Origin of the sequence: Colwellia sp. C1TZA3, assembly GCF_007954265.1 — a bacterium.
GTDB lineage: Bacteria > Pseudomonadota > Gammaproteobacteria > Enterobacterales > Alteromonadaceae > Cognaticolwellia.
This window is the reverse complement of the sequence record NZ_VOLS01000048.1, coordinates 1-11,742: the sequence shown is the minus strand read 5'-3', so window position 1 is coordinate 11,742 and position 11,742 is coordinate 1. Positions and strand designations below refer to the sequence as shown.

Here is an 11,742-nt window from a genome sequence, read left to right as displayed (position 1 = left end):
ATCATTGCGTTACTGGCTAGCTATCCATTGTTTTTTATTAAACACATGGACGTCTAGACGCTTGAATGGTTATACTCTAGAAAACGTCTTCACTAAACAAGCGCAGTTAATTCAACAGGGAGTTGAAAAAAATTCATTATGTTTGAAATTAAACACCTAAAAACGCTAGCAACCTTAGCGGATACTGGCAATATTCGTAAAACAGCCGATTTACTTTTTAGCAGTCAGTCGGCACTGTCGCATCAAATAAAGGAATTAGAGAAGCGCCTTAACGCCCGCTTATTTATCCGCAACACCTCACCGGTTCAGTTTACTGAAACAGGACAAGTTTTACTTGAGTTAGCGCATGAGATTTTACCTAACATAGCAAGGGCTAATGCGGCGCTTACACAACCTAAAGAGAACATAACAACACTTAAGTTAGCCATAGCATGTCATGCTTGTTTTCAATGGTTACTGCCTGTTATTGCAAAGTTCTCGGCGCAAAGTTTAGCGGCACAAGAAAATCATCAAGGTACTAAGAAGGCTAGCACTGAAAAGGCAAGCATTGAATTTGTTGATGATAACTTTTCAGGGTTTGCCAGCCAGCCGCCATCTACTCAGCAACAAACAAGTCATCAGCAAATTGATATTTTGTTTACCGATGAAAAAGTCGTGGCAGACGGCTATATTTATCAAGAAATTGGGCAGTTTGAAGTGGTCGCAGTCTTGTCTAAGCAACAAGCAAAAGCACTCAATAATAACTGTTATATCACGGCAGCAGACTTTCGTTCATTCACCCTATTAACTTATCCCCTTAGTAGCGATAAATTAGATATTTTTACACTGTTTTTAGTCCCCGCTAAGATCAGCCCTAGTAAAGTAAAACAAGTGAGTAACAGCCATGTAATGTTACAAATGGTAGCGGCGAATATGGGCGTTGCTACACTGCCTGATTGGCTAGTCAGCAGTTTAACTCAGCAGTCGCTGGTCACTAGAAAAAGCTTAGGTAAACAAGGCATTTATAAAACACTTTATGCTCGTTATTATAAATTAATCGGCCCAACAACAGCAGCAGAAGCACGACGACTGCAGATAATAGAAACACTTTTGCCCGAAGCTATACAAGCTTTTTCAGCCTTGTATGCTAGCACTTAATACATTATTGCCCTTGATAGACTCTTGATAGACTCTTAATAGACTCTTAATAGACCAATGAAAGATAATTAATCCATTTTAAATAACAAAAATAATTTTTTACCGATAACAATCACTAAAAAATAACCGATATATTGGCTGACTAAAAATATCGTCATTTTTGGCCAGAATGCCGTTTCTTCACTGAAAAAGCTTAAGGCAAACCGAGCGGGTCCAGTAAAGACAGCATAGCCAGGGAACGAGGCGGTAATAAAGCTGTAGTTATAGCCAAAGGCGATAATACCCATAACAACTCCCGAAAATGCCCACAATAAGGCCTCTTTGAAATCAGGCCATAAAATTCTCATATTAATACGGATTCCAAAGTGCATTGAGTAAAATACTGAAATTAAGGTTCTTGAGCCATTTTTTCTTAGCAAAAAATTGTCGCTCCATCAGCATAGTTCTGATCCTGATTCTAATCATAATACAAACTTAAACACTTTATTTTAATTTGGCCTGCCAGCGGTTACTATAGCTACCCAATGTATATTGTAGAATAACCTAATGACAAAATTAATTAGCCTGTTTAGCATCGCACTCACATTTTTAAGCACAGCCACTTTTGCAGAAACCTTAAAAGTCGCTTCCTGGAATATCGCCTGGTTGGGTTCTCATGAATATAACCAGCGCAAAGACGCCGATTACCAAAAGTTAGCACGCTATGCACGAGAGTTAGATGCTGACGTTATCGCCTTACAGGAAGTTGAAAGCGAAAAGTGGGCACAAAAAGTTTTTGGTGATGAGTATGACTATTTTTTCACCACAAAAGACTGGGTGCAACGTGTTGGTGTCGCGGTAAGAAAAAGCAGTGGTTACAAAGCTGATGCAGTTGAATATCGTGAACTTGACCAAGGGCTTGCACGCCGAGGCATGGACGTTACCTTAACAAAAAATGGTAAGAGCGTTCGCTTATTGGCTGTACACATGAAATCAGGCTGTTTTGATAAAGCACTTGATCAAGCCAGCATTGCTAAAATGCCCAATAGCAATGAAAAAGAACAGTATGCAAAAATTGCCTGCGCAGAACTTGCTAAGCAAGCCAAGCCATTAGAAGCTTGGGTTGATGCCCGCGCAGAAGAAGGTACTCCCTTTATATTATTAGGTGACTTTAACCGCCGCTTTGTTAAAGACATCGCGTTAAATTACAATGAAATACAAGGCTTGTGGCAAACCATTAATGACGAAGGTGCAGAAGCACTTTGGGCGCCTACTATTACAGCAGAATCACAATGTTGGGGCGGTTATTACAAAGACTATATCGACCATATAATTTTTGACCCAAAAGCAAAAGCGCATTATGTCGAAAACTCATTTAAACAGTTACTATTTGAACCAAAATACACTCGAGAACTTAGTCAAACACTCAGTGACCACTGCCCTATTTCAATAGAGTTGGCATTGTAAGCTATTTGAAAGCAGCCTAGTATTAAGCTTAATGCTAGGCCAACGTTTTTATAGCCTATTATGCTATGACTATTAATCTCGTCAGTCATTGTGCTCAGCAGACACTGTTTCAAAAGTAGTCGCAACAACCAATACCCGAGCTAGTGACAATGTAATACCAGTTCCATTAAGTTTGTGATCTTGTTGTGCGCAGGAAAAATAACTCAAGGTAAGGCGCTCGATTGAGCAATAGCTGGCTATTGGGATTGAGAGCAACACAGCCTTGAGCTATTTTAACTAGTACAAGTGAGCAATAACTTAATGGGATTGGTATAAGCAGCAACGTTTACGCTAAACAGTGAAATTAACCATGAATAATATCAGCAGTGCAACGAAAGAATACGTCATTTTATTGCACGGTTTAGCGCGTTCAGCACATTCAATGGACAAAATGGCGCAACGTTTAACCGAGCAAGGTTATAGCGTGTTAAATATCGACTATGCTTCACGTTCTTGCTCTATTGAACAGCTAGCAGAACAAACCATTTCTGATGCGCTAGCTCAATGCAATAACATGCCGGTAAGCTTTGTAACCCATTCAATGGGCGGCATTTTAGTGCGACAGTTTCTCAGTAATCATAGTATTAAAAACCTCAATAAAGTGGTGATGCTTGGGCCACCAAACAAAGGTACTGAAATTGTGGACAAACTTGGTAATTTACCGGGTTTTCACTTAGTTAATGGTGCTGCTGGCATGCAATTAGGCACTGGCGCATTAAGTGTGCCTAACCAATTGGGCAAAGCCAATTTTGACGTCGGCATTATTGCTGGCACCCAAAGCATGAACTTACTGTTATCAACACTTATTCCTGATACTGATGACGGTAAAGTTTCAGTCGAAAGTACTAAAGTTGATGGTATGAATGATCACATAGAAATACCAACCTCCCATGTATTTATGATGCGTAATGATGCGGTTATAGCGCAAGTTATTAGCTACCTCAAACAAGGTAAATTTAACCGTTAATACCCTAGTATAGCCGCTGTTGTTTGAGCCCTTATGACTAAAAATAATCTTGTACTATCTGCCAGCATAAACGCCCCAATAAAGACTAAAGTCTGATTGACAGCGCCCTCGACGTTGCCTACGGTAACTGACGAAAATAAACCGGTTAAATAACTACGCGGTAATACGTCATGTCTACAACTCGTCAGATTGCAGCTTCACTCGCTTTACTTGCGGGTACTTTAATAGCATTGCTATTGATTGCCTTAGCACAGATAACACCCAATATAACTTGGTATGTCGCGTCCACCTTTATTGCAAGCTTTGTTATTTTTTTCGTCAGCATTGACTTTGCAATAAAGAGAAACCAACAAAATCAACGTCAATTGTTGCTTAGCGCTTTACAGCTCGATACTTCAACAAAACAATCTTTACAAGATATTCTCTGCAAGCAAGCTAATAAAACCAGCGTAGCAGGAAAAAGCATTGACGATAAAACCAGTAAATTAGCGATTAATTCTGCCGAAGTCAGTTTTTTCCTTGAAAAGCTCAGTAGTGCTATTGAGTTGTCGAGTGAGGATGTTGATCGGTTGGCGAGCGCTGCTGAGCAAATGTCTATTAGTATTAAAGTAATGAATGACAATGCGGCGATAGCGTCTCAACAATCTAGTCAAGCGATGACAGCAACATCAGCCGGTTCACAGCAGCTAAATGATAATGTCCAAGTGAGCAATCAATTAAATAGTGCGGTAATAAATGCGGCTGAAAAAATAAAATCACTGTCCAAAAAAGCCACTGAAATTCAAAATATCACTAATGTGATTGATGGAATTTCACGCCAAACAAACCTCTTAGCATTAAATGCGGCAATAGAAGCTGCTCGTGCCGGCGAACAAGGTCGAGGCTTTGCTGTTGTAGCTGATGAAGTAAGAGCATTAGCCTCAAAAACGGCTGAAGCGACAGAACAAATTGGCAGCATGCTCACCCAGATCAATAAAGAAACGTTACAAACAACTGAGGTTATGGCGCAAGTTGTTGAACAAAGTCAGAGTATTTTTAGCAGTATGGGCTCACTCGCTATTTCATTAAATGATATCAATGAAAAAGTGACTGAGTCGTCTGATGCCAGCAACCATATCAGTAACGCACTAGAAGAACACAATGCCACCAGTGATGAAATTTCCATGGCGATCGTAAATTTGCATGATTTTCTGCTCGAAAAAAGTAAAGAAACTCACATCGTATCAGACAAAGCAAAAGCGCTATGCGAGAGTACTGAGTCAATATTCATTGATCTGGCCGAATTCAAAACCGGCTCTTTAGTAGATAAAATCTGTCAGCAAGCGCAAATAGCAGCGCAGCAAGTAACAACTATGTTCAGTGATAAAATTTCACACCATGAAATTAGCCAAAATGCGCTGTTTAACTTTAGTTATAGTGCCATTGCAAATACTAATCCACAGAAGTATCGCAGTAGCTTTGATGATTTTACTGACAAATTTTTACCCGATATTCAAGAGCCTATTTTAAAAGAAAACCTTGAAGTTGTCTTTGCCGGCGCTGTCGATATCAACGGCTACTTTCCTACTCATAACCAGCGTTTTTCAAAGCCGCTAACCGGTAACATCGCAACTGACACCATGAATAATCGTACTAAGCGAATATTTGACGATAGTACCGGCATTCGCTGCGGCCAGCACAGCCATAAATTTCTCCTGCAAACGTACAAGCGTGATACCGGTGAAGTTATGCATGATGTTTCTGCGCCAATTATTGTCAATGGTAAACACTGGGGCGGCTTTCGCATTGGCTTTAAAGCACAGTAATACCAGTTCCATTAAGTTTGTGAGCTTGTTGTGCGCAGGAAAAATAACTCAAGGTAAGGCGCTCGATTGAGCAATAGCTGGCTATTGGGATTGAGAGCAACACAGCCTTGAGCTATTTTAACTAGTACAAGTGAGCAATAACTTAATGGGATTGGTATAATATCAACAAACACCTCAGTGCTATTATGAAATAATTGTGAAAGTTTCAAATTAACGATGTCAATCAGATAAAAGTTTAGTATGGTGGTTATGAAGGTTTGTTAAAATTTTCTGATTATTTTTTGCAGGTGATTACTCGTTTTTTAGAATAAGTCCATGCAGATACTTCGCCGTTATTTTACTCGAATATGTGCTAACGAAAAAAGGGCTAACAGTGCTATTAATTGCCTTTAATACCAATTTTATTAATTAAGTGATCTACTTTTTCATGAGGAAAAATGGGTAAATATAAGGCCTAAAATTTAGTCAGTAGTTATTCTACTTATAAATTTTATAACGCTGTAGTTATTCATTTTAACCATTAAAAATGAGCAGGTAATTAATCAACTTGGTATAATACCACTTGCACTTTGTTGAGAGCTACTTACGCAGCACAAGGCTACTAGATGGCTCGTACCAAGTTCAAACTGTATTGCATACCAACAAAAAATAAACATGAAAAATTAACAAACCCTTACTAAAGTAGTATTTAATAAATCTAGGTAAGGGAATCAAGATGATATTATTTAATAAATTAATACGATCAACTCTTGTGGTATTAAGTGCTATCTCGAGTTTTACGTCAGCAAATGAAATGGAAATCACCGCCATAAAAAAAGTGATATCAGAAGACAGTAAACTGCGCACTTACAGCGGTAATGTCAGCATTGCTTTTGCTCATGGCAACTTGTCGACTAAATCTAGTCGTGCTTATTTTCAAAAAGGCAAAACTGTAATGGAAGGCGATGTAGAGATTATTCTCAGTAACGCCATTGCCAAAACTCAAAGAGTTACTTTCATACCTTCAAAACAAGGTTTAGTCGCTAAAATGGACAACGTTACTCTGACCTATAAATAACTACAAAAAATAACGCATTAGCTTTATTGCTGATGCGATGTTTGTCGCTATAGTGTTTACACCTGCTCTACTGCAAGAGGTTATTCCAGTTGTGTAATTAACTGGTCATGTTTTATTATTACAAAAGTTTTATCGATGAAAATAATGCATATGTAAAATAACTCAAAAACAATCAATTATCTATGGTTCTGGGTGTGGCATTAAAGTGGCGCTTAAATTCACGGCTAAATTGTGAAGGGCTAGTGTAACCCACCAAGATTGCCGCCTCTGTTGCCTGTTTACCTTCTGTGACAATCAGATCTTTAGCTTTGTTTAACCGTATTTTTTTTAAATACTGCAATGGCGTTTCGCTGGTAACTTGTCGAAACGCTCGATGGAAACCCGAAACACTCATATGCGCTTGATTAGCCAAATGCTCAACCGATATTACCTCAGCATATTCGGTGTGCAGCGTATCAAGTACACGGGCAATTCTCGCGTAATGGCCATCGTGACGAGCTAAATCAAATAATATATGGCCATTATCGCCCACCAATGCTCGGTAGACTATTTCTTCAACTATTGCTGGCCCAAGAATTTTTGCTTCAACATCATTGTGCAGCGCTTTAATTAGCCGAGTAATAACACTATTGAAATTATCATCCAAGTTATTGGATTTAACACCAAAATCTAATGGCGTTTTATTATTCGGTGTTGCTAAATTACCTGACGTATTTTGTTCATTAATTTGGCTAACTAGTTTATGTAAGATATGCGAGTCAACATCGATAATTAAGCCTAAAATAGGCAACCCATGATCAGAGAACGCTTCACATTCTAATGGCATTGGCACGCCTAAGACTAAATAGTCACCTGGGCCATATTGCACACAGTTATCAGCAACATAAATATTTTTACGCCCTTGCCCCATCACAATAATGCCCGACTGATAAAGTAATGGCTCTCGATCATTACCGGCACTAGCACGATAAAACTTTACACCCGGGATCAGCGTTTGATAACCGCCATGCAATGTATCTAATGATTTTTCGTGTACAAAAGACTGCATTAATTGTGCTAAATTTTTCATAATCGACTCAGACAATAAAAGTGACTCACACCAATTTTATATAAATAGGCAATGATTATGGACAAAAAGCCCTATTTATACAATATTTATTACAGTAATATGCAAGTCAACAAAGCTACTATGCTTTTTATTCGATAAATATTAAATGAGGTATCCCATGGAATTTTCATACGTTAACCCAACTCAGATCCATTTTGGCCAAGGTAAAATCGCCAGTGTTACTGACGCTATTCCAAGCACGAGCAAAGTGTTGGTTATTTACGGCGGTGGCTCAATCAAAAAGAATGGTGTTTATCAACAAGTACAAAATGCCTTAAGCAAGCATACTTGGATCGAATTTTCAGGTGTTGAGCCCAATCCAACGATGGAAAATTTAGATAAGGCTGTTGCCGTGGTTAAAGCTGAAAAAGTTGATTTTATACTCGCCGTTGGTGGGGGTTCAGTAATCGATGGAGCGAAATATGTTGCTGCCGCTGCATGTTACGACGGTGCAGGCTGGGACATTCTATTAGGTAAACATACGGTTACTGAAGCTATTGCCATCGGCGCTGTACTTACCTTACCTGCGACAGGCTCAGAGTCTAATTCGGGATCGGTTATTACCCGCGCAGAAACTCAAGATAAACTGCCATTCTCATCGCCAGCTGTACAACCAAAGTTTGCCATACTTGATGCCGATGCGATGAAAACATTGCCAGAACGTCAATTAATTAATGGTTTGGTAGATGCTTGGGTACATACCTGTGAGCAATATTTAACTATGCCAACAGGTGCTATGGTACAAGATGGTTACGCAGAAGCCTTACTTAAAAACTTGCTAACCTTAGCTAAGCAGTACGACCAACATGAAACACTACAATGGCGTGAAAACCTTATGTGGACAGCAAATCAAGCGCTTAATGGCTTGATTGGTGCCGGTGTACCACAAGACTGGGCGACACATATGATTGGCCATGAAATGACCGCGCTTTACGGCGTTGATCACGCACGCTCACTGGCGATTGTACAGCCTTCATTATTGCGTAATCAACTGGCAGTTAAAACAGCTAAGTTAGAACAGCTAGGTAACAATGTGTTTGCCTTGGCGGCAGGTGATGACCTGGCAGAACGCACCATTGGGGCTATTGAAGCTTTCTACCATAGCTTAAATGTTGCTACGCAATTAACTGAACATGGCGATGATAAAGCCAGTGCTATTGATAAAATTATTGCACGACTTGCATCACACAACATGACAGCACTAGGTGAAAACCAGGCAATAACCTTAACGCAAAGTCGTGAAATATTGCAGTTAGCGGTTAAGTAACAGCCTATAATACCAATCCCATTAAGTTATTGCTCACTTGTACTAGTTAAAATAGCTCAAGGCTGTGTTGCTCTCACTCCCAATAGCCAGCTATTGCTCAATCGAGCGCCTTACCTTGAATTATTTTTCCTGCGCACAACAAGATCACAAACTTAATGGAACTGGTATAACCTAATAGTTGGTCGCGATATAGTTGATAGCGTCATAGTTGGCCACAACGCAGTATCTAAAATAACTAACGCTCAATAAAAAGCTAAGCGAGTATAACTTTTAATACTCGCTTGGTATTGTGGCTATTTACTGGCCCGTTGGCTTGTTAAAACACCTCTGATCTCGTTTAGCGCGTCTACCGCAAAACCCTGATCATAAAAGTACAATATTTCGCCTTTATTATTTAATAGCACTACGCGGGTGTTGGAAATATTCTCATTACCGGTGAAAGCTTGCACTTGCTCACCATCATCATAAATCGTTACTACCCCTTGCCACAAAGGTTTTGGAATGCCTGAGCGCATACCATTATCAATAAAGGTACTAAACATTTGTGGAAATAACCCTTGAATAGTGGGTACTTCGTAAACTTTTACGCTGGTATCAGTGACATCCAAGGCAATTAACCAACGATCAATATCAAACTGTGAATTTTGCACGTAACCAATCAAAAGTAAGGTTACATCGTCAGTTAAGTCGTTTGGAATGGTTAATGATTTTTGTTCTAAGGTTTGGCCAACCACGGTTGGAAATACCTGTCCGGTAACATTTTTATTTGGGTACTGGGTGCTACACCCGGTTAGCAATAACAGTCCCAAAAAGTAGCTTATCATTCGCATTTTATTCTCCTGCTTGATCTCTAGAAAAAATATACGTCATCGCTTTTATGTTGGTTCACACCATAAAGCAATAAGCCGATGACACTTAATATCAACAATAGTCGAAAGCCCTAATAAAGTGGTGGAAATAATCGTAGACTTTATTTTTCGATTGGCCAATAAGCACAACAAAGTTTAGTTCAATTGCACCCTTGCCTTTCTTAAGCACTACTTAAGCCCTCGTAATCGTTCACGATATTTATCGCGCGCCAGTGCTTGCATATCGGTTACTGTGTCGCTTTCATCAACAATTTCACGACCGAGTAGGGTTTCAATGGCATCTTCTAAGGTAACAACCCCTGAAGTTTGGCCATACTCATCTTCTACTGAGTAAATATGTACATGGTTTTTAATAAACATATCAAGCAACAACTGGACGGGTAACTTTTCAGATACCGCGGCTAACTTAATAACAAAGTTACTAATGGGTTCATCGCCGTGCCCGTTACGTTCAGCCTCATACAAATCTCCTTTAATCACTTTGCCGGTAATATCATCAATGGTTTTACCATAAACAGGTATACGGGTAAATTGTCGAGTTTGCTTATGATTTAACGCCGCCGTGACGGTTATATCTTGATGTAACATATGCACTACAGTACGCGGCGTAAATACATCACCGGTGCGTAATTCGCGCAAATTTAGTATGTTTGATAGATATTCATTTTCTTGGGAGAACAAACTACCATCTTTATAACTTAATGACGCTAAGGCTATAATTTCTTCCCGCGTAATTTCATTGGCTTTATCACGTTTGAACCGGCGTGTTAACTGAGTTGACAACCACACCAGTGGATAAACAATTCTCACCAACCAAGTGATAACAAAAGCAGAAGGTATGGCTAAACTACGCCAGAATATTGCCCCTAACGTTTTAGGAATAATTTCTGAAAAATATAAAATAACCAGTGTTAGCAACACCGCAATTAAAGTTTCCCACTTTTCACCAAATATACCAATAGCCTGTGCACCAACACCAGCGGCGCCCATAGTATGTGCAAAGGTATTGAGAATTAATATACTGGCGAGCGACTCTTCTAAACGCGTTTTAACTTTTGCTAGTACCAGGCCATGCTTGGGCTTTTTTGTTTGTATTTGCTCAACATAACTTGGCGTTATCGATAATAAAACCGCCTCAAGTATTGAGCACAAAAATGACACCCCAATGGCAATTGCCAAATAAATAAACAGTAAAGTCACGTAGTCATTCCAAATCTATAAATATTATATTTCACTAGCAAATAGCATATCACAATGTAGCCAAAGCACTCGGTTTGAGTACCTGTCTTGATGGAATTAGCAAGCATTCAGTTGATTAATTAAACAAAGCAGTCACTAATTTATTACTCTGGGAGATTTTAATTTCTAGACAGCAACTAACTGTATTAATTTTGCACGAATATAAATAGTACGTTTTCTGAAGTAACATTAAAAAATTGCAGCAACTAATTAAAATTTACGTAAACTTATCCGCCAAAGCAGTGAGTGTAAATCACAACATTGTGTTGGCATTGAAAACAAACCACCAAGAACTATCAAAAGCCATCAACACATTTAGTCTTAAAATGGTTCGGCTGACGAGATAGCTTATAAAGCTAGTTAATGATAATTAACGTACCAGTGATAAATTTTATCTGGTCTTTACTTCATGACATCACGGCAATATATGACGCTGTATAATTAAAGCTTTTGAGTATTAAAATTCACTGAGCCGTTGACGTTAACAACAAAAGTAAAAGCCCTTTATTGACGCCATAAAATTTTCTAAAAACTAGGCTAAAAATTCATACTGCCCTTCGACATTGTCTTTGGTATTTTTCACCCTATTTATTTGCAAAACTTAGTGCTTTAAATGACAACATGACCATTTTCTGATCACTACATATTAGATGCCATAGTTAAAACTTGCTATAAGTAACCTAATACCAAGTTGATTAATTACCTGCTCATTTTTAATGGTTAAAATGAATAACTACAGCGTTATAAAATTTATAAGGTGAATAACTACTGACTAAATTTTATGCCTTGTATTTATCCATTTTTCCTC

The 11,742-nt window shown here is 38.8% G+C and carries 10 protein-coding genes; 6 read left to right on the top strand and 4 right to left on the bottom strand.

The window, feature by feature from the left end; all coding sequences use genetic code 11:
• Window positions 1–138 precede the first annotated feature (138 nt).
• On the top strand, window positions 139–1,137 hold the full coding sequence (locus ESZ39_RS13340) for a LysR family transcriptional regulator (RefSeq protein ID WP_146880401.1): 999 nt from the start codon (window positions 139–141) through the stop codon (window positions 1,135–1,137).
• 68 nt (window positions 1,138–1,205) lie between these two features.
• Here ESZ39_RS13340 and ESZ39_RS13335 read toward each other — a convergent pair whose 3' ends face one another.
• Window positions 1,206–1,484 carry a hypothetical protein gene (locus tag ESZ39_RS13335; protein WP_146880400.1) on the bottom strand — a complete coding sequence of 93 codons (279 nt, stop codon included), beginning with the start codon at window positions 1,482–1,484 and terminating at the stop codon, window positions 1,206–1,208.
• Window positions 1,485–1,683: 199 nt separating this feature from the next.
• Here ESZ39_RS13335 and ESZ39_RS13330 point away from each other — a divergent pair, with 199 nt between their 5' ends.
• From ESZ39_RS13330 to ESZ39_RS13315, 4 genes are all read left to right on the top strand, one after another.
• Window positions 1,684–2,583: an endonuclease/exonuclease/phosphatase family protein gene (locus ESZ39_RS13330; protein ID WP_146880399.1), complete on the top strand. Its 900-nt coding sequence runs from the start codon at window positions 1,684–1,686 to the stop codon at window positions 2,581–2,583.
• A 349-nt stretch (window positions 2,584–2,932) separates the two neighbouring features.
• Window positions 2,933–3,589: an alpha/beta hydrolase gene (locus tag ESZ39_RS13325; RefSeq protein ID WP_146880398.1), complete on the top strand. Its 657-nt coding sequence runs from the start codon at window positions 2,933–2,935 to the stop codon at window positions 3,587–3,589.
• 170 nt (window positions 3,590–3,759) lie between these two features.
• Entirely contained in the window at window positions 3,760–5,394 is a 1,635-nt protein-coding gene (locus ESZ39_RS13320; RefSeq protein ID WP_146880397.1) for a methyl-accepting chemotaxis protein, read from the top strand.
• Between the two features lie 715 nt (window positions 5,395–6,109).
• A complete protein-coding gene (locus ESZ39_RS13315; RefSeq protein ID WP_146880396.1) occupies window positions 6,110–6,451 on the top strand; it encodes a hypothetical protein in 342 nt (113 codons plus the stop codon).
• A 172-nt stretch (window positions 6,452–6,623) separates the two neighbouring features.
• On the opposite strand, the gene ESZ39_RS13310 is transcribed toward ESZ39_RS13315, so the two are convergent.
• Window positions 6,624–7,520 carry an AraC family transcriptional regulator gene (locus ESZ39_RS13310; RefSeq protein WP_146880395.1) on the bottom strand — a complete coding sequence of 299 codons (897 nt, stop codon included), beginning with the start codon at window positions 7,518–7,520 and terminating at the stop codon, window positions 6,624–6,626.
• Between the two features lie 157 nt (window positions 7,521–7,677).
• On the opposite strand from ESZ39_RS13310, the gene ESZ39_RS13305 reads away from it, so the two are divergent.
• Window positions 7,678–8,826 (top strand): iron-containing alcohol dehydrogenase, encoded by a 1,149-nt coding sequence (locus tag ESZ39_RS13305; RefSeq protein WP_146880394.1) that lies wholly within the window; start codon window positions 7,678–7,680, stop codon window positions 8,824–8,826.
• 293 nt (window positions 8,827–9,119) lie between these two features.
• Here the strand turns inward: ESZ39_RS13305 and ESZ39_RS13300 are convergent, their stop codons facing one another.
• Together ESZ39_RS13300 and ESZ39_RS13295 are read right to left on the bottom strand one after the other, a co-directional pair.
• Complete coding sequence (locus tag ESZ39_RS13300; protein ID WP_146880393.1) at window positions 9,120–9,656, bottom strand: hypothetical protein; 537 nt, start codon at window positions 9,654–9,656, stop codon at window positions 9,120–9,122.
• Between the two features lie 207 nt (window positions 9,657–9,863).
• Window positions 9,864–10,895, bottom strand: a complete 1,032-nt coding sequence (locus ESZ39_RS13295; protein ID WP_146880392.1) for a CNNM domain-containing protein — start codon at window positions 10,893–10,895, stop codon at window positions 9,864–9,866.
• Window positions 10,896–11,742 lie beyond the last annotated feature (847 nt).